The sequence below is a fragment of the Acinetobacter sp. BIGb0196 genome (assembly GCF_011759595.1).
GTDB classification, from domain to species: Bacteria; Pseudomonadota; Gammaproteobacteria; order Pseudomonadales; family Moraxellaceae; genus Acinetobacter; species Acinetobacter guillouiae.
On record NZ_JAAOZA010000002.1, the window covers coordinates 1229436 to 1255450 of the forward strand.

Below are 26015 nucleotides of genomic sequence, written 5' to 3' on the forward strand. Positions count from 1 at the left end.
TTTGAAGTACTTAAGTTTTGAATGAGAAATAATTTTGATACTTAAATATACAACTCAAAGTTACTTCTATTTACAAAATAACATATAAAAAATAAGAGTAAATACTCTAGAGGGTGAATTAGTGAAAAAAAAATGAACTATGTAGTTTAGTTTAGTGGGCGAGGATTTAGAAAAAAATATAAAGATGTGATTATTTATAGAGATATTAAAAAAATTCAAAGTGAAAATAGTAAAATTTAGATAATTTCGTGATTGATGGATTGCATAAAATATAACCAAATGGTCAAAATAACGTTGAGTTTATTTGGCAATATAAGTGGCTCAATATTAAATCTTTGTAAAGACAGAAAGTCACTTTTTATTCTTCTTCAATTGTGCGCCCTTATAGGATTCAAGTTTTTGATTTATCTATTCAAAACCGATAAAAATATTTTAAGTAAATTGGCTTTATCGCAAAAAACACCTTTAAAAAGGGTATTATTTTTATAATAGGGAATTGATTTGATAGCGAGTATTGCGTCCACCACCTTCCAATTTGATTATACATCCTTTTTCTAACAGGTCGGATAAATGCCGAGTAGCTGTTGCTTTACTGACTTTAGCAACCTTTTGATATTGAGAGGCACTAATACCATGTTCAAAGCCATTTTCTCCACCATCTAATAAGCGATTCAATACCCTGCGTTGTCCTTCATGGAGATCTAAATTTGAATATTTATACCAAAACTGACTTTTAAATACAGTTCGATTAATTTGTTTTAACGTCGTTTCGAGGCTGTCATTTAAGGTGTCTAAAAACCAGACAAGCCAATTAGTGATATTGGAATCATTTTTTTGGCTTTGCTCTAAGATTTCATAGTAACTTTTACGTTTGTTTAATATAACAGGGGACATCGCATACAAGCGAATACTCTGCTGATCCATTTGTGCTAAGGCCAGGTCTGTCAGTGTACGGGTAATACGCCCGTTACCATCATCAAAAGGATGCAGTGTGATAAACCATAAGTGAGTAATACCCGCACGAAGTAGGGGATCAAGCAACGCATCGGTTAGACTAAGATTAAACCAATTTATAAAGGCTTCTAAACGTTCTTCAAGTCCTTCTCTAGGAGGTGCTTCAAAGTGAACTGTCGGATAATCCAATCGACCAGAAACAACCTGCATTGGTTCTGAACCTCTGAGTTGACCAATGCGTAAGCGCTGCATTGTCCAATCGGGATCATTAAAAAGCCATTGATGCCATTGCATAAGACGTTCAACAGTAAGTGGTTGTTTCACATTGTTCAGCGCATCAAGCATGATATTGGCCAAACCTTCAGATCTGTCCGAACTTGGATAAGGTTGGTCAAGCGTAACGCCTAGACGACGTGCAAGTGAGGAACGTAATGAATACACATTTAAGGTTTCATTTTCAATCGCGGATGATGCAACAAGATTGGTAAGTAGAATATTTAAGGTGAATTGCTCTTTGGCTAAATCATGTTGACTTTGCCCAAGTAGAATTCCAATTTTTTGATGAATCTGTCTGGTTTTGGGTAAGATGATTTCATCTTCCCATCTAAAGTTTGTCCAGTTGTTGGTTTGCCAAATCCACTCTTGCATCTTAAATCTCCACTTAGAACTTTTCCAAGATGAGCTAAATATAGCATATATTCGGCTCACTATATGAGTTGAATAAGATGCTTAATTAGCTCGCTTATATCGATTTAGATCCATAACTATAATTTTGTATATTTAGGTTTTTTAATATTTGGGCGCAAGTAATCTAATCTTTAGCTTTTATCATCAGCCTTAAACATGATTAAAATTACCGTTCGAAAACTTTTGTAAGGCTTAATTTTATTGTCTTAATTTTGGTAAAGAGAATTTTTTTTTATTCTTCTTTAATTGTGCGCCCTGCGAGCCTAGAATCTATAACATAAGATTATGATATTAATATATTTTATTGATTTTGTATTTCTACAAGGTACTCATACAGGTGCTCATTCCTGAAAATGCCTACTTCAATCATAATTTGGATGTTTGTGTAATTTGCTATTTGGAGTTCAAATTCTTTCTATATTTACAAGATATTTTCATTTTTCTAAGGGGAGAGAGTTTTGAGTACGCTATTATGCGATTTCTCTTTCAGAAAATTAAAGATCATTTACAGGTAGTAAATTTAAAGGTAATCAAAATGAACAATCTTATAAAAATGTTGTCATCCATCAAAGCAGAAAAGAACCACTTTATTGAGCATTTAGATCGTATTGAAGGCTACACAGAAGATGAGATTTATCAAATTGAGCTAAGTCACAATATTTCAATTCACGGGCAATTTAAAGAGTTACTTATGACCATGGGTAAATGTTCTGGTGGTCTTCTTTTTGGTGATAATTTTTATATATATAACAGTTTTCGCGGTTTAGGATTTGGTAAAGAAAGACAAAATGATTTAATGCAGGAGGATGATCCTACAGTCAAATTTTTAGAGAATTGTGGAGTAGATGATTTAGTTGAAAAACAATATTTTGAAATCTGCGGTGAGAATGAACATTTGAATGTTTTTTTTATGTACACCAAAGATGAAAATGATTTTATTTATGAAATCGATAAAAATACTTATACGGTAACAAAGTATGGAACATTATTTGATTATCTTGTGCGTTATAGAAAATCTATAGGTTCTTACTCTACTGGTGGAACAGTTAGAGGAGATGAATATGCTAACTTTTTTGAATCTTTAACCACTGGAAGATTATTAAAAAAAAGCTCAACTCTATACTGAGTTGTCCTATAAAAGTCTTTTAAAATCAAATAAAAATACTAAATTGAAGAATGTCTAAATTCATAATTCTACAAAGGGTTAGCTTTCTTCACTTTTTATACATATCTACAAAAACAAGAGAAATAGAGTGGAAAATCCAAGATTAGTTTTCGAAGAGGCTTGTATTTATTTACTTACATATATTGCTTATGTTGCTGCATTTTTAATTTTCACATATTATTGTGGAGCAAGTATAACTTTGTTTTATAATAATTTTTTAAAGAAAAATCAAACAATTTCTGACTCTGATGTAAGTTATTTAAATCAGACTCATGGTACTGATACTAGCTTGATTGAAGGGTTAGGAAGTGTTCTAGATTTCTTTAATGCCTTCATACCAAGCAATATTTTGATTTTAATATTTTTGGCTGTTCCATATTTACTTCAATTTTTCTTAATATATTTGATGAAACGCAAAAAAACTAATAGAAATGACCTTAAAGTATATATATCAAAGGCTGTGACATCTATCACGTCTTCGATAAGTTCGTTAATGTTTTTTATCACGGCGATATTAGTAATTGGTTTTTTTTACATTGGCTTTGTTTTGAAGATGTGGGCTAGTGGTTTAATTGGGTTCTTTTTCTTTATGGGGCTTGGCTATATAGTTATAACTTTTGTGATTTTCTTCATGGATAAGAGTATTGCAAGTATTGTAAAGAAAACAATATATTAAATCCTATTTTCGTAATCTATTATAACCAAAATATAGCCCTGTTTCGGGGCTACTCAATATTTTCAAAGTCTTGCGTTTAGTCTTTTTGGCATCACCGATTGGTATTGTCTTAGCATTAGCGGCTGCGATTGCTTTGCTTTGGGATGACTATCAAACATGGAAACGTAGGGGGGAATCGCTTCTTGATTGGGAGAAGTGGGCTAGTGGTATTGAAACTGCAATTAGTAAGATTAAAGAACTTGGTAATACGCTAAAAGATCTACAACAAAAAGCCACAGACTTTATTTTAGGTAAAAAGATAGGTGATGAAACTTTAGGAATCAAGCTTGGTCGCACTGTCGCAAAGGGTCTAGCTTTTATTGGCAATAAAGAAGCTCAAACAGCACTTGATGCTGAAAAAGCCAGTACAGGTAATACTAAACAACAATCAACCCAAACGCTTCAACAAACGGCTTTAGTTGGAGTGAATAGAATTGTTGGAATGGCGAATGTTGTAGCGGAAGATGTTAATGCTAAGACGACTGCAAACCAATCTTGGAGTCCAAGCATTAATAGCAAGAATTTCACTCCTGAAAAAGCAATAGCTATTGCGGATGTTGCTAAGCGAATTGGTGTAGATCCTAATGATCTAGCAGCTGTTATTTCTTTTGAGACTTCAGGAACATTTAGCCCAAGTATTAAAAATAAAAAATCATCAGCAACTGGTTTAATCCAATTCATGAAAGGATCAGGAGGAACAAAAGGAAAATACTATGGTATGTCTAGAGATTCTTTTGCTTCATTATCTTTTACAGAGCAAATGAAATATGTTGAACGCTATTTTAGAGAACGTGGTTTTGATGGTAAGAAAATGCGAGATGTGGCAGATACATATACTGCTGTAACTGGTTATGGATATAAAAAAGGGACACCAACTTATGATTTAAATCCAGTTTGGGATTCTAACCATAATGATATAATCGAAAAAGGTGAGATGGTTTTAAATCCATCTTTTAGAGCGCATCAGAAAACATATTTTAAGAAACCTATCACTAGTGTGCCAACTGACATGAAAGAAAAAATTTCTAAAATGGCCCAAAATGCCGAAGTTCCGAACAATATTAAGTCTGTAGTCCCTAACTTTTCTAATAGTCAATCATTTAATCGAAATGTAAATATCAATCAAAAAACAGATATTCATGTAACTGGCGGTGATGCTATGATGACCGCAAAAGCAATACGAAAAGAGCAAGATGCTGTTAATCTGCAAATGACAAGAAATTCAAAGGGACTGATGGTTTGGTTAATTAATACTCATAGGTGTATCAGATTTTGTGAACTCTTTGCCATATTCAGAGTATTCGTTATCTTGAATTGAATAACATGTTTTTACATTATCATAAGCATCGCGATAAGCAGAAATACTTCCTTGAGTGCATAAGAGTGAATTATTAACTGAGTATTAAATAATTGGAGGTTTTCCTGTTAGACCTCCTTTTTTTGTCTTTAAAACCTAGAATTTCATCTCTTAAAGGTAAAGCCAAGCCATTTTTTGAATCTAAAGCAATAAATCTAAATATTTTAGGTGATGAGCTTAGGTTGAGAAGAATGTACTTTTGATTAAAGAAACAAAATGACTCTTAAATTAATGATTTGTACAATCTTATGTTTCTTTGGCGTATATGGAATATATCTATCAAAACTATCTAGGAACAGGTGGTTTAGAAATATGATAAACGCCCACACGTGCCGCGCTGTAGGTTCACTGCCATATAGGCAGCTTAGAAGCATGCGTAGCCATCTTTAACTTGCTTGTAGTTGTTCACTGCCATACAGGCAGCTTAGAAATCCGAGGGAAACATGTGGTATGAAAAGAGTCTGTTCACTGCCGTATAGGCAGCTTAGAAAAACACTCAAAACATTGTAACGAACACAACTGAGTTCACTGCCATATAGGCAGCTTAGAAAATCATAAGCTGGGGTGTAATTCGTACCCTCTAGTTCACTGCCGTCTAGGTAGCTTAGAAAACTTTAGGGAAAGTGGTATGAAAGGGTAGTTAGTTCACTACCGTCTAGGCAGCTTATTTAAACTCCATGAATAAAGCCCCAATTAAGGGGCTACTCTCAACAAAATACAAACTCTCTTGTTGTATTCAGCCTGCTTTGAGGTTTTGCAGATGCACACTGAGGGTCAGTGAGTGGTTTGACTAATTTAGCCATAATGGGTACCTAATGCAGATAGAATCGGTCTAGGTACTCATTATTTGAGGTTATAGCAAGTTGTATAAGGTTGTAAGGATTTGAGATTTTGGTGTAAGTATTTAATTTTTATATTGTATTAGTGAGTGTGGGTTTAATAATTTGGTGCGCCCTGCGGGACTTGAACCCACGTCTGTCGCTTAGGAGGCAACTGCTCTATCCAGTTAAGCTAAGGGCACAATAAGTAAATAATTTACCGTATATGCATATGAAAAAAAAGCTATTATCGAAATAATAGCTTTGGGTTAGATTTATTTTTCTTCAGTCTTTATTTCATTTGGATTTAAAATATCAAACAGGACTAACATCAGGGTAATCCATACAGGAATCATCAACACGGATTCTTTAAATCCTTGATCCCACATGATATATAAAACGATACCAATAAAAATAATCACTACAAAATTACTAACAGGTGCCCAAAGTGCAGGGTACTTACTGGTTTGATTGGTCAAACGTAGAGCACGCTTAAACTTTAAATGAGTGAGTGTAATCATTAACCAGTTTAAAACTAAAGCGCCAACCACCACATACATCAAATGACTTAAAGCATCTTCTGGTAAATAATAATTTAAAGGTACACAACCTAAAATTAAAAATGCAGAAAGTAATACAGATGGAATTGGTACACCATGTTTATTGGTTTTGGTAAAAATTTTAGGTGCATTGCCTTGTTTTGCTAAACCATAAAGCATACGGCTATTGGCATACATCCCACTGTTATAAACAGATAATGCCGCAGTTAAGATAATAAAGTTAACCAGATGAGCTGCCCATGCAATCCCAATCATACTAAAGACCATTACGAATGGACTTTTATCTAAACCACCAAAATTCAACTGGTTCCAAGGCACCAAAGACAACAGAATAATCATCGAACCTACGTAAAAAATAAGGATACGTGGCACAACTTGATTAATCGCTTTAGGAATGGTTTTTTCTGGGTCTTTGGCTTCAGCCGCAGCCATACCAACTAATTCAATACCGCCAAAACCAAACATAAGGAAAGCCAGCATATAAAATAAGCCGTCAAATCCATTTGGAAAAAAGCCACCATGAGACCATAAGTTTGAAAAAGCAATTCCTGAACTTACATCTGCGGTCAGAACCAAATAAATACCAAATACAATCATTGCAACAATAGCAGTGACTTTAATGATGGATAACCAAAATTCTGATTCACCGTAAAACTTCACATTTCCTAGGTTGACCAGTGTAATCACAACAAAGAAAAACAGTACAGATACCCAGTTTGGAATTTCAGGCCACCAATAATTGATGTATTTGCCAACCGCAGTTAATTCTGTCATTGCAACTAGGATGTACAGCATCCAATAGTTCCAACCGGTTAAAAAACCAGGAAATTTACCCCAATATTTATTGGCAAAATGGCTAAAAGAACCAGCTACGGGTTCATGTACTATCATTTCCCCAAGCTGACGCATAATTAAAAAAACGATCAAACCACCAATGGCATAACCCAAAATAATGGATGGCCCAGCTTTTTCGATCACATGTGCTGAACCTAAGAATAATCCTGTACCAATTGCACCGCCCATGGCAATCAATTGGATATGACGATTCTTAAGCCCACGCTGTAATTGTGTAGACTCGTTGCTCAATGTGTACAACTCTATTTATGCGAATTTAATTATTGTAATAGATTGGTTACTTTTAGCCTAGTATGCGATAGATGTATGGAAAGGAACTGTGAAGTCAAAAAATAATATATTTAATTTTTTTATTCATTTTCAATGAAATAAGATTAATTTTAAATTTTCAAAGCAAACTGAATCTGTTTAATATTTAAGCTTTATGACAAGATTTATTTAATACTTAAGTCAATCCGTCAGTATTTTACTCAAAAAAAGGGTAGTATAAAACTGAATGAAGATTCATTATTTTAGACAACAAAGAGAATTGAAAGGAATACGATAAAATGAGCGCTGCACCACAAATCAAAATCCCAGCAACCTATATGCGTGGTGGTACCAGTAAAGGTGTCTTCTTTAAACTCGATGATTTGCCTGAACGTGCACAAATAGCGGGGCAATCACGTGATCAGTTATTACTCCGTGTGATTGGTAGTCCAGATCCGTATGGAAAACAGATTGATGGGATGGGCGGGGCGACTTCAAGTACCAGTAAAACAGTTATTTTAGCAAAGAGTTCACAACCAAATCATGATGTTGACTATCTGTTTGGGCAAGTGTCTATCGATAAAGCATTTGTAGATTGGAGCGGCAACTGCGGTAATTTAACAGCTGCTGTCGGTTCATTTGCAATCAGTAATGGTTTGGTTGCAGCTGATCGGATTCCAGAAAATGGTATTTGTACAGTTCGTATTTGGCAAGCCAATATTCATAAAACAATTATTGCCCATGTGCCTATTACTCAGGGACAAGTTCAAGAAACTGGTGATTTTGAATTGGATGGTGTCACTTTTCCAGCAGCAGAAGTTCAAATTGAATTTTTAGATCCTGCCGATGATGGGGAAGATGGTGGAGCAATGTTCCCAACAGGAAATGTTGTAGACAGCTTAGAGGTTCCTGAAATTGGTACATTTCAAGCAACTTTGATCAATGCTGGTATTCCTACAATTTTCTTAAATGCCGAAGAGATTGGATACAACGGAACTGAATTACAAGACGATATCAACAGTGATATAGCTGCATTAGCGCGTTTTGAAAAAATCCGTGCTTATGGTGCGGTAAAAATGGGTTTAATCCAAGACATTAGTGAAGCGGTTAATCGTCAACATACTCCGAAAGTGGCATTTGTATCGCAACCTAAAAGCTATACCGCGTCTAGTGGTAAACAGGTGGGTGAAACCGATACAGATTTATTGGTGCGCGCGTTATCGATGGGTAAATTACATCATGCCATGATGGGAACAGCTGCGGTCGCGATTGGTACAGCGGCAGCAATTCCAAATACCTTGGTGAATTTGGCTGCTGGAGGTGGTGAACGTGAGGCGGTACGCTTTGGTCATCCATCTGGAACACTTCGCGTGGGTGCACAAGCTTTAAATGAAACAGGACAATGGGTTGTTAAGAAAGCCATCATGAGTCGTAGTGCGCGTGTATTGATGGAGGGCTGGGTTCGAGTGCCAGCAGATAGTTTTTAATCTTTTTGATGTGCTTTCAAATAGCATTTGAGAGATTTGATCGTTGAAATTTTAATAGCCTTGCATTCGCAAGGTTTATTTTTTTGTGATTTATATCAATAAAAGTACTAATTTTGTATTGTGTATGGCAAAATAGTTACAGTATTTTATCATACTTACTTTATGTGATAGCAATTCTGATGATTTGCTGTTGTAAAAAATTAATACATTAAATGCTGATTTCAATAGATTAAAAATTTATTGGCTTCGAGGTGGCGTATGGAACAAGAGTCTAAAAAACTACGAGATAGCCTTGAAGACATCAAAGTTTTTGAATATTTAAAAGATATTGACAAATTGCATCTGGTTTCTTTTATTTCACAAATTCCTTTACCCATCGCTTTATTTGATCAGGAAGCGCGGTTTTTAGGGGTAAATCAAAAATTTGCTGATATTTATGAAAGTGACGCGCTTTACTTGTTTGATAAGTTACTCAATACATTTTCGACCGTTGTTTATGCTCATTTCACTGAAGCAATGCGTTATTTCTCAAAAAATAAAAATTATTTTGAGCAAGAATTTTATGTCAAAGGAAAATTTTATCTTTCATATTTTAAAGCAATACGTAATCAATATGATGAGATTGAAACAGTTGTAGTTGTTTGCTCGGATATAACGCGTTTGAAGCGCCGTGAAAATGTACTTTTGCAAAATAATAAAAAATTGCATGACCATCTCTATTTAGATTTTGTCACAGGTTTACAGAACGCTTTTGCTTTTGAGCATTATTTAAATAAAATCTGGCAAAACAGTTGTGACTCGCATTTGTCATTTCTTAAAATTGATTTAGATAACTTTAAGCGATTTAATCAACTCAATAGCTATACTGCAGGTGATGAGGTCTTAATACAACTCGGTTCTGTATTAAATGAAGCGATTGCGCAAACTGAAGAAGCTGAAATTTTTCGTTTAAATTCAGCAAGTTTTGTTATTGTGATTGAACATCTTACTGAGTGGGCAGTGGTGACACTTGCAGAACGACTTAAATTTGCAGTCACCAATGAAAAGATATTGTTTGGTAGTAATAATGAATATCTTACTGCATCTATAGGAATCTATCATTTAGATCCACACAATAAGCCGACTGAGGTGGATGTCTTACAAAAATTAGAGTTTGCAGTACGTTCTGCCAAAGAAAAGGGCCGAAACTCGCTGTTTCTATTAAAAAACGAATTATAAATGCTTTGCACTTATTCAAATGATTGCATTGGAATTAAAGGATGAGAATTATAGTGACTCATAGTAGAATGTTCTGACTCACCAAATTTACCAATTTATCTAAAACTGCTGATTTTAGTTTTAGCGATTCGTACAAACCGAGGCAGATGTGACTTCTATTCCCAATGTAAATGCAGAAATTTTAAAACGAGCGCAAGTGCAAATTCAGCAAGATTTACAAGCTGCTTTAGATGCTTTTTCATTGCCAGAACCATTAAAATCTGCAGTGCATCATACGGTGATGTTAGGTGGAAAACGAGTTAGACCGGCTTTAAGTTATGCAACTGCACATTTAAAACAAAATAATCCGAATTTTGCAGCCGTGCGTAGAGCTGCGGTTGCGATTGAGTTTATTCATTGCTATTCATTGGCACATGATGACTTGCCATGTATGGACAATGACTTGTTACGTCGCGGACAGCCAACTTGTCATGTGGCTTTTGGTGAAGATACAGCGCTATTAGCTGGTGATATTTTGCAATCGATGGCATTTGAGGTATTAGGAAGCCGTCTATTTGATCAAGGTCAAGCTGTTGAACAGGGCATTATTCTTAAACAAATGCAAATCTTAGCCACAGCAAGTTCAAAAATGGTATGTGGTCAGGTTTTGGATTTACAGGCTGAAGGCAAACATGTCGATCAAGCACAGTTAGAAAATATCCATCGCAATAAAACAGGGGCTTTAATCCAAGCTGCAATTATGCTGTCTGCCGTGACAATTTTTGCCGGTACAGATCAAGCGATTCCACAATTGCGTCAATATGGTCAAGCGATTGGTTTAGCATTTCAAGTACAAGATGATATTTTAGATGTGGTGTCTGACACTGAATCTTTGGGCAAAACTGCGGGCAAAGATCAACAAGTAGATAAGTCGACCTATCCTGCCTTAATGGGCTTAGAAAATGCCAAAATTTATGCGCAACAATTACATGACCAGGCATTTAAAGCTTTAGCGTATTTTGGCGAGGATGCACAGGAATTGAATCAAATTTCGCAATTTTTGTTGGCAAGAAAAAGCTAATTTAATTGAGATCAAATATTTTTTCCATGATGGATGTCACTGAGTCAATTTCTGCCTCAGGGATATAAATTTCAACATCACTGGAATTATTCCATCTGAACGAATTAACCAACAGCTTTAGGGTTAATCGTCCGTTCTCAAATGAATATTCGATGTCTCTGGTTTCAAATCCATATATTTGATCAGTATACTCAATGTAAATACTGCTTGGACACGCTAGTTCATCCCGACATAGGGTTATATATCTCGGGGCATCCTCGAACCAAAACGTAATAGAGCAAAGCCCATCATCTTCAAAGTCTTCATCTATCTGTATTTTATGTAATTTCATTTTAATATTGATCTTTAAATCTCGAATGCAGATGCAAAGAGAGGATTTTAAGTAACGCGAAATTTAACTATAGATAACGAAAAAATATGGATCAATTGTTCAACCTTAAAACTTAAGCGACATTTTTCACGTTAAAAAATAGGCAACCCATCGGCTGCCTATTTTTTAACGATTTTTACCGCGCTAAATTAGTTTCTACCCATCACACCACGAATAGTATTCATAATATCTGCTGGGAGTACAACAGTTTTGGCATTATTCGATTTGGCCATGTCTTGCATTGCTTTGACATATTGCTCACCGAGTAAGTAGGCAACAGGGATTTCTTTATCACCCACAGCAGAGGTCACCATTTCAATGGCACGCTGAGAAGATTCAGCCAATACAACCTGAGCTTCCGCATCACGGCGAGAGGCCTCTAAACGTCCATCTGCTTCTAAAATCGCCGCTTGTTTTTCACCATCTGCCTTGGTCACTGTTGCACGACGTTGACGTTCTGCAGCAGCTTGGGCTTCCATCGCTGATTGCATCGTGTGCGATGGTTGAATATCTTGAATTTCCACAGTTTTTAGTGTGATACCCCAGTCTGAGATATCATCAGAGATCGCTGCTTTTAATTTTGCTTTGATATGATCACGTGATGACAATGCATCATCTAGATCCATTTCACCAACGATTGAACGAAGTGAAGTTTGCACCAAGTTTTGAATTGCCCAAGTGTAGTTTTCAATACCATACACGGCTTTTTCTGGTGTGGTTAAATTGATATAAGCCACAGCATTCATCACTAATACCGCGTTATCACGGGTGATGACTTCTTGTGATGGGATATCTAGAACAATATCTTTGGTGGTGACTTTGTAAGCCACTTCATCCACATACGGAATGACGAAGTTTAAACCCGGACTAAGTGTGGTGTGATATTTACCTAAGCGTTGTACGATCCATTTATAACCTTGAGGAACAATACGCACGCCTTTGAAAATGGTCACAGCGACAAATAGAAATAAGACTAAAACAACAATAGAACCAAAACCCATTTAATTTTCCTCTTTATTCTTCATTATTAAGATGATGAATGTAGTTTTACCACTAAATCATTACCTAAAATATCAGTTACTCGTACACGGTCACCTACTTGTACAGGCGATAAAGTACGGCAATTCCATTCATCAGAACCCAAAACAGGCATTGGAAAACGAACACGAATTTGATCATGGCTAAGCCCAGTTTGAATGACCATACCCGTTTGACCAATGGTTGCTTCACGAGAAAGCCCAGCTTTGGTTTTATCTACAGATAGAGGTTTAATGAATTTAAACCAAGCCACAGTGCAAATGATGGATAAGATAATCCAGCATACGACTTGCAGGGTGAAACTCATACTTGGGAATAACCACAACAAAATACTGACCACAACTGCAGCAATACCAAACCATAAAGCAGCAAACGCTGGTAATACAAGTTCGGATAGGATCAGCAATATGCCAAGTACAAACCAATGCCACGGTTCAAAAATAAAGTTCATACATCTACTCTAGTGATTATCATTGATATAGATGACGGATCATCCATATCAATGTAGCAGATCATTTTAGTGCTGCATATAAAAACGTGATTATTCTCGTTTTCAATCATTCTTGATTATATGAACGCCATTGCGATATTAGAATTTTGCCCGAGGCGCAGGCTTTAATGCAGCAGGTGATTTTTTAAAGTTAGTGATTGCAGTTTGAATGGCGATGATTTTGCCTTGGGCTGCTTTTTCACCTTCTAAAATTGCTTGGTTACTGGACTTAAGATCAAGCGTACCTAAGTGTCCAACTTTAGGTTGAATCACGATATTAGCCTGAGCCAACTCATTGTTAATACTTTGTTGCCCCATGATGTTAATGGTTTGGTCCAATAAGCCCCACATATTCATAGGTTGGCTACCACTTGGACGTGCAGAAATATCGACCGCAATTACGATATCTGCACCCATATCACGTGCAGTCTGAACCGGAATTGGGCTAACTAAACCGCCATCAACATATTTTGTATTACCAATGGTTGCCGGCACAAAAACATTGGGGATACTACAAGAAGCGCGAACTGCTTGCCCTGCATTACCTTTAATAAATTCTGCTTTTTTACCATTGTCTAAACGTGTGGCAACTGCTGCAAAACGGATTGGAAATTGCTCAATCGGTTTATTCGCAACATTGCGATTGACATAATCTTGTAGTTTTTGACCAAGAACAATACCTTGGCTATTTAAAGTCAAATCACGCAAATCAGATTCTTTCAATTGCTGTGCGATCTGCTGCATTTGATAAGGTGTTTTACCACTGGCATAGATACTGCCGACAAAACTTCCTGCACTGGTTCCAGTCACAATTTTAGGTTTGATCCCATGAGATTCTAAAACCTTGAGCACACCAATATGAGCGAAACCTTTTGCACCACCGCCACCTAAAGCAATGGCAATAACAGGCTCACGTGCTTTAATCGCAGTGGTCTGAGTTGGAGTTTTGGTTGTTTTGTCACAGCCAACAAGGGCTAGACCCAATAAGCCTATAAAACCAAGTTGTTTAAAACGCATGGGGTATTACTTTTGATCAAAATATATGTTGCACATCTGAACAGATTGTCTCTATTTTTTCTAGCCATTTTTCAATAGTTTTTGTAAAGGAATCGATAATAATTTAGGTCGTTTAGGTGAAAAGCTACCTTTAAAACGCGATAAAATTTCTGCTAAATCTTGCTCATAATCTCCTGTGGGTTGCAATGTACCTAAACAGTGAATTCGCTTTTTCTCGTAATCGAGTGAAAAAATTGCAATCGGTATATTGGCGCCCATTGCAATGTGATAAAAACCACTTTTAATTTTTTCAGCTTTTTTTCGTGTACCTTCAGGTGCAATGGCAATCCAAATTTTATCTTGTTGTTGTATAACTTTAACAATCTGTTGGGTGAGTCCATGCGGTGAATCACGCTGTACGGGAATGACACCAATCCACTCAAAAAGTGCTTTGAGAGGTGGCTTAAACAGGCTATCTTTTCCAAAAATTGTGACTTTAACACCAATACCTAACATGGCGAGGAAAGCATATAGACCATCATAATTCGAGGTGTGTGGTGCAATAAATACCACGGCTTTAGGTAAGTTGGGAAATTCACCCTCAAATCCCCAGCCTTGAACTAAGTAAAGGTTTTTAAAGATATTACGGCTGGTGCTGGTACCACGTTGGGGTACTTGATCTGGTATGATCGGAAAGTTTTGTGACATTGTATTTTTATATGACTGCTCTTGTATTGATTTTAGTTTTTTGCTTAATAGTGACTATCTGCAAAATGTAAATATTACAAAATTTGTAGATTAAAGCAATACACACAAGATCAAGTTAGGCCCATTTATATTGACATCGTTCGAGTTTAGATTGCATGCGACATACTTATTTGTTGTTATTTTCACTGTATTGGGCGCAGGGTTTACCTGTAGGTTTTATGACCCATGCCTTACCAGTGATTTTACGCTCACAAGGCGTGTCTTTGGCGCATATCGGCGGCTTTGGATTACTCATGGCGCCTTGGGCAATTAAAATTTTATGGGCGCCTTTTGTGGACAGTTTTGGACATGGTTCCAAAGGGCATTATCGAAGTTGGATTATTCCAACCCAAGTTTTAACCATTGCTATCCTAACCATTTTATCTTTTTTACCAATTCAATCCCTGAATGAACCGATCTATTTATTATTGTTTTTTATGGCTTTGCTCTGTATGAACAGTATTGGTGCAACCCAAGATATTGCAACGGATGGCTTAGCCGTTAGTATTTTAAAAGGGGATCAGCAACATATTGGGAATATGATTCAAGTCATTGGCTCTCGTTTAGGATTTATTATTGGGGGCGGGGCAATCCTATGGGCAATGGACTGGCTAAGCTGGCAAAGTACGTTTTTGATTTTGGCAGGAATTGTGGCTTTAAATACAATTCCTATTTGGTTTTATCAAGAACCTAAGCACTTAAAAAAGACTGCTTTAGCACATTTACAGGATGACGTTGCACAGCATTTTATTGAAAAATTTAAAACCTATTTAACTTATTTCTTTGTCAATAAAAAACTAAGAGCATGGTTCTTTGTGCTTTGTACCATCAAAATAACGGATGGCTTTACAGGTCCAATTACCAAACCTTTGTTGGTTGATCTACAGTTGAGTCTTTCCCAAATCGGCATTTATATCACTATGTTGGGGGCATTTTCTGCACTATTGGGTGCAGGCTTGGCCAGTTTAATGCTAAAAAAACTACAGCGTCACCAAGCCTTAATCCTGTTTTCTATTTTGAAATTGATCAGTTTAGCAGGGTTCGTGTGGTTAGCAGCTCAATATGAACAATCGCACTTTGTAGCACCGTGGTTAATTTATTTGATTAATGCTTTAGAAGATCTGTTTGCTGCAATGCTTTTAGTCATAATCTTAACTTTAGTGATGCAATATAGCCGTCAAGAACATGCAGGTACAGATTTTACTTTTCAGGTCTCTATTATGGCAACAGTCAGCGGGTTGTTGTATACATTAAGTGGCATGATTGGCGATCAATTGGGATATTTTAATTATTTAAGTTTGATTTTGGTGATAGGCATTTTTTGTCTCATCCCGATTATATATTGGGTTAAAAAGATACGTTATTCATAATATTATGAGCTTAAATTTTTATAATATGCAAGGTGAGTATTTAGTATATAACGCTATGATTAGTCGTTTTTTGATTGAATTAAATAGATTAAATAATTTTTCTTAGGTATCATTAAACTAATAATATATTATAAAATCATAAAATAAATTGCGTGGTTAATAAAATTTAATTTATATATAAATATCTTTGATTTAATGTGATTTTACCTTTATTTTTTAATTAAATATTGATGTGTTTTGCATTGAATGGAAAATAAAAATTACTTTTTCGTCATTTTTAAATGTGTAGAAATCTATTCGTGTATTATCTCATTTATTGGATTTAAAGTAATTTCAGCTCCCAATAATTAACTCAAAAAATTACTGTGGATCGATTAAGCAGGATTAAAATCTACAAGCTATAAAATAATACTAAATTTTTTATAGTTTTTTTATTTGATTTTAAATTTCTCAGATTATGAGAAATATTAAGGTAATTACAAATAGGATCAGTGGCGCAATATGCTTGGGAAAGTGCTTTTTAAGTTCAGTTTAAGCTTCATTTTTTAACTTAACACTATTGAAAAGAGTATTGCCAAAGTAATGTCTAACTTAATACAGCGTATAAAACGACGTGAAGTCTCAATTTCCCTAACTGCTTTTAATTTTATTGTCGCAGTGTGGTTAGGCTTGTGTCTGAATTTTAGTTTTTTAAATAAAGTCCAGTCTCTAACGCCTTATCAGGGGGTTAAAGCACAACTTTTTCTGATCGCGACAGGTTTTGTGCTGGTTGCTTTATATAATCTGTTATTACAAATTTTAGACTGGAAATGGACAGCAAAATTTTTTGCAATTATCTTGGTCTTCATTGGTGGATTTAGTGCTTATTTTGTCAATTCATTGGGCGTGGTGATTTCGCCTGATCAAATTCAAAATATGGTACAAACAGATCCTAGTGAAGTGTCAGACTTACTTTCTTTACAATTTTTTATTTGGACACTGGGATTTGTTGTTTTACCCATCATCATTATTCTTTGGGTAAGAATTAAACCAGAAAAAATTGGCAAAATACTGTTATTTAAAAGCCTAAATATTGCGGGCTCTTTCGCTGTAATTGCCGCATTATTATTTGTATTCTATGTGGATTATGCCGCTATATTTCGTGAACATCGTGATTTAAAAGGCATGATTTCTCCGCAAAATGCAGTGGCTTCAACACTTTCTTATTTTCATAAAAAAGCACCGAAAAAAAATCTACCCTTGATTCGTTATGGTGAAGATGCGCATTTAGTCGAAGATGTTGCATTACAACATAAACCTAAACTGATGGTTTTGGTGGTCGGTGAAACTGCACGTGCAGAAAGTTTCTCTTTAAATGGTTATGCAAAAAATACCAATCCTGAATTGTCTAAGCAGGCGGGATTAATTAATTTTTCTCAAGTCAGTTCTTGCGGTACAGCAACCGCAGTTTCAGTGCCTTGTATGTTCTCAGGTATGCCGCGTAAAGATTATGATGAGCAACTTGCCAGTCATCGAGAAGGTTTACTGGATATTGCACAACGTGCAGGTTATAAGGTGACATGGATTGATAATAATTCAGGATGCAAGGGCACTTGTGATCGTGTTGAAAAATTTGTTATCCCTCAAGATTTAGAGAAAAAATGGTGTCAAGGTGGCGAATGTCAAGATGGTATTTTGGTAGATAGCTTAAACCTATATTTAAGTCAATTGCCAAAAGATGACAAGCAAGCGCATTTGATTGTATTACATCAAATGGGAAGTCATGGACCTGCTTATTATAAACGTGCACCAAATGAATTTAAAAATTTCAAACCGACATGTGAAACCAATGCGATACAAGGTTGTTCATCGACTGAATTGATTAATACTTATGATAACTCGATTGTCTATACAGATCATATTCTAAATCAATTGATTGAAACTTTAAAACAGCAAGAAAATTATCGCACAGGTTTTTGGTATTTATCTGACCATGGCGAGTCTACAGGTGAACGTGGTATGTATTTACATGGCGCACCTTATGCGATTGCACCTACTCAACAAACCCATGTACCTATGGTGATGTGGTTTTCAGATGCATGGAAATCTGTAGCAGCAAAACAAATCAATTGTTTAAATCAACAAAAACAGGCAACATTGAGTCAAGATAATTTATTTCCAAGTCTTTTGAGTTTGTTAAATGTCCAAACTCAAGTCATAGATCAAAAAAATAATATGTTGCACCAATGTGCTGTACAAAGCTGATTGAAAGGATATAAACCATGACCAAAATTTTGATGATAGAAGATGATTTTATGATTGCAGAATCATCTAAAACATTATTGAAATATCAAGGCTTTGATGTGGAATGGGTGAATAATGGTTTAGATGGCCTTAAGCTTATTTCAGAGAAACAATTTGATTTGGTCTTACTGGATTTAGGCTTGCCCATGATGGATGGAATGCAGGTCTTAAAGCAAATTCGTCAACGTTCTAGTTTACCAGTACTGATTATTTCAGCACGTGATCAATTACAAAATCGTGTTGAAGGCTTAAATCAAGGCGCAGATGATTATTTGATTAAGCCTTATGAGTTCGATGAACTGGTGGCTCGTATCCATGCGTTATTACGTCGTACAGGTGATACAGCGAAAGAAGTAACTGGAAGTGCTTCAAATCTGCTAAAAAATGGTGAAATTGTTTTAGATGTTGAACAGCATATTGCAACACTAAAAGGTGAAACGGTGGAGCTTTCAAATCGTGAATGGGCGATTCTTATTCCGTTAATGACCCATCCCAATAAAATATTTTCTAAATCTAATTTAGAAGATAAATTGTATGCTTTTGATAGTGAAATCAACAGTAATACAATTGAAGTCTATGTGCATCATATCCGATCGAAATTGGGTAAAGATATTATTCGTACAATTCGTGGGTTAGGTTATCGTTTGGGGCAACCACAAAAAGCGGAATGATATGGAAACAGCATTTTCCTTAAGAAAGCGTTTAATTCGTTATACCTCTATTTTTAGTATTTTACTTGGTTGCGTGTTGGTTTTTTCCGCTTATAAAATTTCTTTAGAAGAGATCAACGAAATTTTAGATGCACAAATGGTTTATCTGGCCGAACGGGTGGAGTTAAATCCAAGGCCCATTCAAAGTCATTTTGATATACACAAACGCTATCATGAAGAAGATTTATTTATAGATGTTTGGGCATATGCTGATCCTAGTCAAACGCAAAATACGCCACATCATGTCATTGTTGAACCTAAACAAAAGGCTGGTTTTTATAGCCAAGATACAACGCATGGCACTTGGATTACTTATATCTTACCCACAGCTAATTATCAGATTCAAATCAGCCAGCAAGAAAAAGTCAGAGAGCATTTGGCTTTAGAGCTTGCAGGCAGTATGTTTCTTCCATATTTACTGATCATTCCATTTGCTTTGTTGGGCTTGGTTTATATTATTCGTCGCAGTTTGAAACCGCTTGAAGACTTTAAATCCGAACTGGCAAAACGTGATTCAAATTCATTGGTGGCAATTCAAAATGCTCACTATCCAGAAGAATTACTGCCGACGATCCATGAAATGAATCATTTGTTTGAGCGAATTTCTGTTGCTCAACAAGAACAGCGCCAATTTGTGGCAGACGCTGCACATGAGTTACGTACACCCATCACTGCATTGAATCTACAAACGAAAATTTTGATGAGCCAGTTTCCTGAAGAGGAAAATCTAAAAAATTTAAGCAAAGGTTTGGCTCGGATGCAGCATTTGGTCACGCAACTGCTTGCTTTGGCAAAGCAAGATTCCTCATTGAGTCATGAAGTTCAAGTGACTCAATTTAAGCTAAATGATGTGGCACTCAATTGTGTAGAACAGTTGATGAATCTCGCAATGGAAAAAGATATCGATCTTGGCTTTGTCCGTAATGAAACAGTGATTTTAAAAAGTGTAGAACATAGTCTTCATTCAATCATTTTTAATTTGATTGATAACGCAATAAAATATACCCCTGTCTCAGGCATGATTAATATCTCGGTATTTGAAGATATTCATGATTCTGCGTATGTTTTGATTGAGGACAGTGGTTTAGGAATTGATCCAGAGATGTACGATAAAGTCTTAAAACGTTTTTATCGTGTACATCATCACTTGGAAGTGGGCAGTGGTTTGGGATTGTCAATCGTGGATAAAGCCATTCAACATTTAGGTGGTGAATTGTCTTTATCCCGTAGTGAGGAGTTGGGCGGACTCAGTGTCTTGGTCAAAATCCCGATTCAGTGTGATATCAAAACTGAGAAGTAAAATGATTGGAAAATAAATGATCCTATTTCTACATTAATGGAAGTGGTTCATTTTTCTTCATATATTGGAAAAATTCTAAACATTTTTGCATCCTACGACCATCACTGCCAAGTTTACCCAAATTAAAGTTTGCGACCCAGTTGAGTTTATTTCCAATACGGCAAATTTCGTTGTATTTTGATTTACTTGGATAAATTTCTCCAATAAAAATATCGCAAGCTTGAGCAAGCTCATCATCATTAAAACGAAATGACGTTGAGAAAATAAAACATAACCAATCTCTAATTTGACAGGTTTCTAAGTCCAGTACTTCCCCAGGATCAGTTTCAAAGTCAATAAAAGTAAATGCTTTGTCCTTATTGACTAAAATATTTCGTGCAAAGGCTTCACTCAAATAACTATCTTTGTGATGGACAGCTTGAATTGCAAAGATTGCTTCACGATAAAACTCTAGTTTTTTTGCCGTATTTCCTTCCATTTGTGCCAATGCTTGATCGAGTTGCATCACATCTTCACCATGATCAGCAGCATCTTCAATCAATAGACCTTGTGAACAATTGGCTAAAATTTGTGGCGTTGGAATACCTAATGAGTTTAATTCTGTCAGACGATGAACTTCACAATAAATCGATTTGCTTCCACCATAATTTGGAATAGGTGTTAGCGCTTCAATATTGAGTATACGTGCAACCCATTTTAATGGGACATAAATCCAAGCCGAGTGGCGTTCAGAGGCTTTTTTAAGCCACACTTTGCCATCATCCAATTGATAAGACTGAATATTTTGGTCTTGAATTTTAAGTGAATTGCGGAGGAATTTAGAAAAATTACTCATATTTTGCACGTATAAGATTACTAAATTAGCTCAAGTATAAACAAAATATAATAATTTGTAAAAATTAAGATTGATTTAATAATTTAATATTTAAATTATGACAAAAATGTAATTCTTTGAGTGATAAATATAGCTATGCATCACTTCATTTAGCTTTTAGATTGGAATGAAAAGAGATAAGCGATCAAATAAGTGAGAATAATGAGTAATTCGTTTTTAAATATCTGATGTATTTTTAGAGATGCATTTATAATAAAATAATGTTGTGCAATATATCGTTTAGAGTTTAGGATCGTTATCTGCTAAATTTTTTATAAAAGATACGATACACAATTACATTAAATGTAAAAATAATCCAGCCTGTCCAAAGGTTATGGCTAAGAAAATGTGCACCACGCATGATTTGCCCCCAACCTGTAATCAAACCAAGTGCTAGGCCTAAGACTAAGAAAAAATAAGCAACTTTAGAATTTGATCGTCTAAATACAAAAAAACCTGTAAGCAGTGAAAAACCTGTGCTGGCATGGCCACCAGGAAAGCAACGTCCATTGCTTGCAGAAAAATCCCAAACATAGCCTAGAGCAGTTTGCTCAGTCATAGACCAAGGGCAGGCATGGGCTGAGTGGGATTTTAAAATGCCAATCAGTGCAGTGGATAAAACACTAACAATAAATAAATAGCCCAATTGCCATTGATACGCTTTTAATTTCGCAACTTTAAAAGAAGCAATCCATGAAATGAATACCGCAATATAAAAGGCAATGACGATATGTTTAAGCAACTTGTGATTAATTTCAATGAGAAACCAATTGTTTTTGAGTGGGAAATGACCAGTGCTATCTATCCAAGGTTGGATAAAATACATATCGATTGCACCACCAACAGGAAATACAAAGAACAGTATTAAAAATAGTATCCCAAGCAATAAACTATTTTTTAGGAAAAATTTATTTGAGTCGGAATACGGCATGAGATGAGTCACTCAATTTAATCATTTTAATCTGCGCTTATTAGAAAAAAATAAACTTAAATTAGACTTAATTATTAAATAATGAGCAGTCTTATTATTGAGTGGCAATATAAAAATTAAAATATCTATGATTATTTCAAGATCAGTGTTTTGAATCTTTATTTTAAGGGCTAACTATTCTATTTTAAAATTGTATTGCGGAAATTATTTTATTGTCATTTAGATACAATAAAAAAGCGGCTGAAAAGCCGCTTTTTTATAGCGTAAAAATGTATAAAATTAAAACATGGTATTAGAAACGATTAAAACATTGCATCTTCAGAATTTGCAGAAATTTTATGAATGGATAAATCCGCACCACGAAACTCTTCTTCTTGTGTTAAACGAATACCCATAGTGGCTTTAAGTATGCCGTATACGGCAAACCCACCTGCTAAAGCCAGTAAAATGGCAAGTGAGGTACCAATAAGCTGAGACATCAAGGATACTCCGCCGATTCCCCCCAACCACTGCTGACCAAATATGCCCACAGCAATACCACCAAATGCACCACAAACGCCATGTAATGGCCAAACCCCAAGTACATCATCAATCTTGAGTTTATTTTGTGTGTATGTGAACAGTTTAACAAACAGAAAACCTGCACAGATACCAATAAATAAAGCGCCAATTGGATGAACAACATCAGAACCTGCACAGATTGCCACTAAGCCTGCTAAGGGGCCATTATGTAAAAAGCCAGGATCTTCTTTTCCAAAGAAATTTGCAGAAAGCGTGCCGCCTACCATTGCCATGAGTGAGTTCATTGCAACTAAACCTGAGATTGCATCTAAGCGTTGAGCACTCATGACATTAAAGCCAAACCAGCCAACAATTAAGATCCAAGAACCGAGCGCTAAGAAAGGAATAGAAGAGGGTGGATGCGCACTAACGCGACCATCTTTTTTATAGCGCCCATGACGTGCACCGAGTAGTAACACTGCTGCAAGCGCAATCCAACCACCCATCGCATGGACCACTACAGAGCCAGCAAAATCATGGAAGCTTGCACCAAACGTATCCGTTAACCATTTTTGTAGGCCGAGATTGCCATTCCACGCGATCCCTTCAAAAAAAGGATAAACCAGCGCTACTATAAACAGAGTTGCAATGGCTTGAGAACGCATTTTGGCACGTTCTGCAATGCCGCCAGAAACAATGGCGGGAATTGCTGCAGCAAAGGTCAAAAGGAAAAAACAACGCATCAAATTGTAGCCATGCTCAGTTGAAAGCGTAGCGCCTGTATGGAAAAAGTGTTGTCCATAGGCAATATAATAGCCAACAAAGAAGTAGGCGATTGCTGAGATTGAAAAATCAGTAATGATTTTACTGAGTGCATTGACTTGATTTTTATGGCGAACTGTTCCCAGCTCTAAAAAAGCAAAGCCAGCATGCATAGCGAGTACAAGCACTGCGCCAAGCAAGAGAAAGAGTAGATCAACGTTTTGCATATACGATTCTTTTTGGTGCTATTTGTCACAAATTGGTTCAAGTATAACCAACGATTTGAATCCGTGAAGCGTTTGGCTGTATGAAAAAATAGATCAACAATTTCAAAATATTATTAAGACTCGATATAAAGCAAAAGTATGCACTATATTGGAATTTATGCACTAACTTGATGCAATAAGATATTCTGGCTTATTTTTAAGATACTGATAATTATTGATTTTTATTTGTTGTGTTTCACCTTAAACCCAGGCAGTCAAATTTTAATCTAAAAATAAACCGATAAAATGTTTTAACTAAAATTAAAAAATAACTTAATGATCAATTTTTGGAAACACCCAGACTGCAAACTTGATTTTTGTATTCGAAACGGTTTCTTTGAAATTTTTGACCGTTCCATCTATACACAGCAAAGCATTTAGTTGAGTCATTGATGGCAATATCTGGCCAACCATGTTTTCCTAAAGTAGATAGAAATTCAGGCGTCCCATGACTGTTAAATATTCTCACCCATTGTTTATTGGTCTGTTGGGTAACAATATAAAATCCAATTCCTGTGTTTGCGTAGCAACTGACACCACCATCGACTACAACGGCATCAGGACGACCATCTTTATTGAGATCACCATAATAGGAGATATTGCCAAGGCTACAGCGGCTTTCCCAGCCAAGATTGGTTTTTTGAAACTTTGCGCTTTTAAAAATTTGTGTTGCCGTTTCCTCAGGGACTTGCGGAGCCGCGGCATAATTATGTGAAGCTAAAAATAGTGATAAAACACCACTGCTGAATATTATTATATTTTTCATCATCATATCGATTATTTTGTGATTGAATTAACATTATTTTAAAAATATGTATTTTTATCAAGCTTTTGTTGTCATGCTATTGTATTCATCTTCTGGTTTAAGCTGTATCTTAGGGCTATTTAACTTATATCATTATAAATTTCAAATGGTTGGTGTATTATTGTGTGATTTAATGAGTTGTAAATAAATGTTTAATATAAAATCAATTTGCGATTAAACGATCAATGAAGTGTATAAAAATGATGGTGTCTAAAACATATTCCAATTTTTTAGTGTATTTGATGGCGTTCTTTGGTTTCTGTCTTTTTACTGAAGCAGTGAGTGCGCAGCCCCACCAATATAAAATCTATAAATCTAAACTGTTGCAGTGTGGAGAAGCAACTTTTCAAGTTATTTCACAATGTGATGATTCTAATGAGGATACAGAGTTAGGTAGTGCGGGTTCTTTTCGAGCATCATGTTTATCCAGTCAATTAACGGTAAACTGGAAAGGTCAGCAAAAGACACTGAGTTTTCCCATGGCAACAACACAGCAGAAGAAAATATTAGCTAGCAAAGGCTATGCTTTAAAACCTGAGATCAAAGTAGGGGATTGGTCGCCACAGAGTTTAGCTTGTAGTCAAGCGGCTGGTATTGCGGGGCATTTTGTAGTGGTCAATCAGGCAACCACCAACGATATTAATCAAGAGTATCACGGCAAAGGTTCATTGAGTGATGAACCCATTTTGCTGAATTTAAACGGGACTTTTACCAATGAAACACTTAAAGCGAAAATCTATGCTTTATTAAAGCAAGACCAAGTGAAGATTTCTAAAGTCATTGGTGCAAATGCAATTTTTGCGGATGAAAAATAGATTTAACAAAGATAAATCCGTTTAATTTTGTCATCTGTTAAGAAAAAGGCAGATGCAGCACAGGTTTCTTCGAGGACATTGACTGAAACACCATCACCGTTAAACTTTAAATAATGTTTAGGATCAATCTGTTCGTTAGCAATAATATCGCCATTTTCTCCAAAGCGATATTCTTCATCGACATAAATATTTGTTTTAGGTGCGACTTCGAACTTAGCAAAAATATCTAAATCATCATCTTCTTCATTATTTTGATAGTAATAAACTTTATCACTGTCCGAAATACGGAATTCAAACAGATATTTCATGCCTTTTTTATTGGGATTCTTTAAGACTTGGAAAGCATCTAGTTTTCCATCTCCATCAAAATCGATGAGCAATGGCTTTTTGAGATATGTCGTATCAACTAAATAACCTTGAGGGAGCTGTGTTGGATTATTGACGAGGTGGTCTGGCTCTGGCTGAGCAGGAATCACAATAGGTTCTGCTTTGGTTTGAACATGTTGTGGCGTTTCTTGTTTGGTTGGCTCACTTTCAGTTGAGGTGCTGGGTTTCTCATGATAGCCAATGAGAAAAATAAGGGTGATGCATAATAAAATTTTGTTTTTCATAGAATATGAATTATTCAATAA

22 protein-coding genes and 1 tRNA gene are annotated in these 26015 nt (G+C 35.7%); 11 read left to right on the forward strand and 12 right to left on the reverse strand.

Annotated features, from left to right (window positions below; all coding sequences use genetic code 11):
• Positions 1-483 precede the first annotated feature (483 nt).
• On the reverse strand, positions 484-1602 hold the full coding sequence (locus FHR28_RS18450) for a Fic family protein (RefSeq protein ID WP_166783243.1): 1119 nt from the start codon (positions 1600-1602) through the stop codon (positions 484-486).
• Positions 1603-2176: 574 nt separating this feature from the next.
• On the opposite strand from FHR28_RS18450, the gene FHR28_RS18455 reads away from it, so the two are divergent.
• The 3 genes from FHR28_RS18455 (at position 2177) to FHR28_RS18465 (ending at position 4839) form a co-directional block, all read left to right on the forward strand.
• A complete protein-coding gene (locus FHR28_RS18455; protein WP_155860340.1) occupies positions 2177-2767 on the forward strand; it encodes a hypothetical protein in 591 nt (196 codons plus the stop codon).
• 127 nt (positions 2768-2894) lie between these two features.
• Positions 2895-3482, forward strand: a complete 588-nt coding sequence (locus FHR28_RS18460) for a hypothetical protein (protein ID WP_166783244.1) — start codon at positions 2895-2897, stop codon at positions 3480-3482.
• A gap of 85 nt (positions 3483-3567) precedes the next feature.
• Entirely contained in the window at positions 3568-4839 is a 1272-nt protein-coding gene (locus FHR28_RS18465; protein ID WP_166783245.1) for a hypothetical protein, read from the forward strand.
• Positions 4840-5823: 984 nt separating this feature from the next.
• Here the strand turns inward: FHR28_RS18465 and FHR28_RS18470 are convergent.
• Together FHR28_RS18470 and FHR28_RS18475 are read right to left on the reverse strand one after the other, a co-directional pair.
• A tRNA-Arg gene (locus FHR28_RS18470) sits at positions 5824-5899 on the reverse strand.
• Between the two features lie 72 nt (positions 5900-5971).
• Positions 5972-7342: an amino acid permease gene (locus FHR28_RS18475; RefSeq protein ID WP_034616126.1), complete on the reverse strand. Its 1371-nt coding sequence runs from the start codon at positions 7340-7342 to the stop codon at positions 5972-5974.
• A gap of 317 nt (positions 7343-7659) precedes the next feature.
• Here FHR28_RS18475 and prpF point away from each other — a divergent pair, with 317 nt between their 5' ends.
• The 3 genes from prpF to FHR28_RS18490 all read left to right on the forward strand — a co-directional run bounded on the left by prpF (position 7660) and on the right by FHR28_RS18490 (position 11125).
• Positions 7660-8847: a 2-methylaconitate cis-trans isomerase PrpF gene (prpF, locus tag FHR28_RS18480; protein ID WP_166783246.1), complete on the forward strand. Its 1188-nt coding sequence runs from the start codon at positions 7660-7662 to the stop codon at positions 8845-8847.
• A gap of 258 nt (positions 8848-9105) precedes the next feature.
• Positions 9106-10065, forward strand: coding sequence for a diguanylate cyclase domain-containing protein (locus tag FHR28_RS18485; protein WP_166783247.1), 960 nt, complete (start codon positions 9106-9108; stop codon positions 10063-10065).
• Between the two features lie 148 nt (positions 10066-10213).
• Entirely contained in the window at positions 10214-11125 is a 912-nt protein-coding gene (locus tag FHR28_RS18490) for a polyprenyl synthetase family protein (RefSeq protein WP_004722627.1), read from the forward strand.
• Between the two features lie 519 nt (positions 11126-11644).
• Here FHR28_RS18490 and FHR28_RS18495 read toward each other — a convergent pair.
• The 4 genes from FHR28_RS18495 to FHR28_RS18510 all read right to left on the reverse strand — a co-directional run bounded on the left by FHR28_RS18495 (position 11645) and on the right by FHR28_RS18510 (position 14727).
• Positions 11645-12496, reverse strand: a complete 852-nt coding sequence (locus tag FHR28_RS18495) for an SPFH domain-containing protein (protein WP_004722624.1) — start codon at positions 12494-12496, stop codon at positions 11645-11647.
• Positions 12497-12522: 26 nt separating this feature from the next.
• The gene (locus FHR28_RS18500; protein ID WP_004722621.1) at positions 12523-12984 is read right to left on the reverse strand and encodes an NfeD family protein; all 462 of its coding nucleotides are present in this window, start codon (positions 12982-12984) and stop codon (positions 12523-12525) included.
• Between the two features lie 138 nt (positions 12985-13122).
• Entirely contained in the window at positions 13123-14040 is a 918-nt protein-coding gene (locus FHR28_RS18505; protein ID WP_056514468.1) for a patatin-like phospholipase family protein, read from the reverse strand.
• Between the two features lie 60 nt (positions 14041-14100).
• Positions 14101-14727 (reverse strand): 1-acyl-sn-glycerol-3-phosphate acyltransferase, encoded by a 627-nt coding sequence (locus FHR28_RS18510; RefSeq protein ID WP_166783248.1) that lies wholly within the window; start codon positions 14725-14727, stop codon positions 14101-14103.
• A gap of 155 nt (positions 14728-14882) precedes the next feature.
• Between FHR28_RS18510 and FHR28_RS18515 the strand changes: the two genes are divergently transcribed.
• From FHR28_RS18515 to FHR28_RS18530, 4 genes are all read left to right on the forward strand, one after another.
• The gene (locus FHR28_RS18515; RefSeq protein WP_166783249.1) at positions 14883-16136 is read left to right on the forward strand and encodes an MFS transporter; all 1254 of its coding nucleotides are present in this window, start codon (positions 14883-14885) and stop codon (positions 16134-16136) included.
• 582 nt (positions 16137-16718) lie between these two features.
• Positions 16719-18380: a phosphoethanolamine transferase gene (locus tag FHR28_RS18520; RefSeq protein ID WP_151956133.1), complete on the forward strand. Its 1662-nt coding sequence runs from the start codon at positions 16719-16721 to the stop codon at positions 18378-18380.
• Positions 18381-18397: 17 nt separating this feature from the next.
• Positions 18398-19090 (forward strand): DNA-binding response regulator PmrA, encoded by a 693-nt coding sequence (locus FHR28_RS18525; protein ID WP_056514455.1) that lies wholly within the window; start codon positions 18398-18400, stop codon positions 19088-19090.
• 1 nt (position 19091) lies between these two features.
• Positions 19092-20429: an ATP-binding protein gene (locus FHR28_RS18530; RefSeq protein ID WP_004722611.1), complete on the forward strand. Its 1338-nt coding sequence runs from the start codon at positions 19092-19094 to the stop codon at positions 20427-20429.
• A gap of 28 nt (positions 20430-20457) precedes the next feature.
• On the opposite strand, the gene FHR28_RS18535 is transcribed toward FHR28_RS18530, so the two are convergent.
• The 4 genes from FHR28_RS18535 to FHR28_RS18550 all read right to left on the reverse strand — a co-directional run bounded on the left by FHR28_RS18535 (position 20458) and on the right by FHR28_RS18550 (position 24529).
• Entirely contained in the window at positions 20458-21264 is an 807-nt protein-coding gene (locus FHR28_RS18535) for a hypothetical protein (RefSeq protein WP_004722609.1), read from the reverse strand.
• A 295-nt stretch (positions 21265-21559) separates the two neighbouring features.
• The gene (locus FHR28_RS18540) at positions 21560-22234 is read right to left on the reverse strand and encodes a phosphatase PAP2 family protein (protein WP_166783250.1); all 675 of its coding nucleotides are present in this window, start codon (positions 22232-22234) and stop codon (positions 21560-21562) included.
• Positions 22235-22536: 302 nt separating this feature from the next.
• Positions 22537-23724 carry an ammonium transporter gene (locus FHR28_RS18545; RefSeq protein WP_166783251.1) on the reverse strand — a complete coding sequence of 396 codons (1188 nt, stop codon included), beginning with the start codon at positions 23722-23724 and terminating at the stop codon, positions 22537-22539.
• Between the two features lie 319 nt (positions 23725-24043).
• Complete coding sequence (locus tag FHR28_RS18550; RefSeq protein ID WP_166783252.1) at positions 24044-24529, reverse strand: hypothetical protein; 486 nt, start codon at positions 24527-24529, stop codon at positions 24044-24046.
• 239 nt (positions 24530-24768) lie between these two features.
• On the opposite strand from FHR28_RS18550, the gene FHR28_RS18555 reads away from it, so the two are divergent.
• Entirely contained in the window at positions 24769-25383 is a 615-nt protein-coding gene (locus FHR28_RS18555; RefSeq protein ID WP_374759592.1) for a hypothetical protein, read from the forward strand.
• A 2-nt stretch (positions 25384-25385) separates the two neighbouring features.
• Here FHR28_RS18555 and FHR28_RS18560 read toward each other — a convergent pair whose 3' ends face one another.
• Positions 25386-25994, reverse strand: a complete 609-nt coding sequence (locus tag FHR28_RS18560; protein ID WP_166783254.1) for a hypothetical protein — start codon at positions 25992-25994, stop codon at positions 25386-25388.
• Positions 25995-26015: the final 21 nt, after the last annotated feature.

Bases quoted from the DNA above. Each gene is read 5' to 3' on its own strand.
- FHR28_RS18450 (WP_166783243.1), bottom strand. From the start codon at position 1,602: ATGCAAGAGTGGATTTGGCAAACCAACAACTGGACAAACTTTAGATGG.
- FHR28_RS18455 (WP_155860340.1), top strand. From the start codon at position 2,177: ATGAACAATCTTATAAAAATGTTGTCATCCATCAAAGCAGAAAAGAAC.
- prpF (WP_166783246.1), top strand. From the start codon at position 7,660: ATGAGCGCTGCACCACAAATCAAAATCCCAGCAACCTATATGCGTGGT.
- FHR28_RS18485 (WP_166783247.1), top strand. From the start codon at position 9,106: ATGGAACAAGAGTCTAAAAAACTACGAGATAGCCTTGAAGACATCAAA.
- FHR28_RS18495 (WP_004722624.1), bottom strand. From the start codon at position 12,496: ATGGGTTTTGGTTCTATTGTTGTTTTAGTCTTATTTCTATTTGTCGCT.
- FHR28_RS18500 (WP_004722621.1), bottom strand. From the start codon at position 12,984: ATGAACTTTATTTTTGAACCGTGGCATTGGTTTGTACTTGGCATATTG.
- FHR28_RS18505 (WP_056514468.1), bottom strand. From the start codon at position 14,040: ATGCGTTTTAAACAACTTGGTTTTATAGGCTTATTGGGTCTAGCCCTT.
- FHR28_RS18510 (WP_166783248.1), bottom strand. From the start codon at position 14,727: ATGTCACAAAACTTTCCGATCATACCAGATCAAGTACCCCAACGTGGT.
- FHR28_RS18515 (WP_166783249.1), top strand. From the start codon at position 14,883: ATGCGACATACTTATTTGTTGTTATTTTCACTGTATTGGGCGCAGGGT.
- FHR28_RS18520 (WP_151956133.1), top strand. From the start codon at position 16,719: ATGTCTAACTTAATACAGCGTATAAAACGACGTGAAGTCTCAATTTCC.
- FHR28_RS18525 (WP_056514455.1), top strand. From the start codon at position 18,398: ATGACCAAAATTTTGATGATAGAAGATGATTTTATGATTGCAGAATCA.
- FHR28_RS18530 (WP_004722611.1), top strand. From the start codon at position 19,092: ATGGAAACAGCATTTTCCTTAAGAAAGCGTTTAATTCGTTATACCTCT.
- FHR28_RS18535 (WP_004722609.1), bottom strand. From the start codon at position 21,264: ATGAGTAATTTTTCTAAATTCCTCCGCAATTCACTTAAAATTCAAGAC.
- FHR28_RS18540 (WP_166783250.1), bottom strand. From the start codon at position 22,234: ATGCCGTATTCCGACTCAAATAAATTTTTCCTAAAAAATAGTTTATTG.
- FHR28_RS18545 (WP_166783251.1), bottom strand. From the start codon at position 23,724: ATGCAAAACGTTGATCTACTCTTTCTCTTGCTTGGCGCAGTGCTTGTA.
- FHR28_RS18550 (WP_166783252.1), bottom strand. From the start codon at position 24,529: ATGAAAAATATAATAATATTCAGCAGTGGTGTTTTATCACTATTTTTA.
- FHR28_RS18555 (WP_374759592.1), top strand. From the start codon at position 24,769: ATGATGGTGTCTAAAACATATTCCAATTTTTTAGTGTATTTGATGGCG.
- FHR28_RS18560 (WP_166783254.1), bottom strand. From the start codon at position 25,994: ATGAAAAACAAAATTTTATTATGCATCACCCTTATTTTTCTCATTGGC.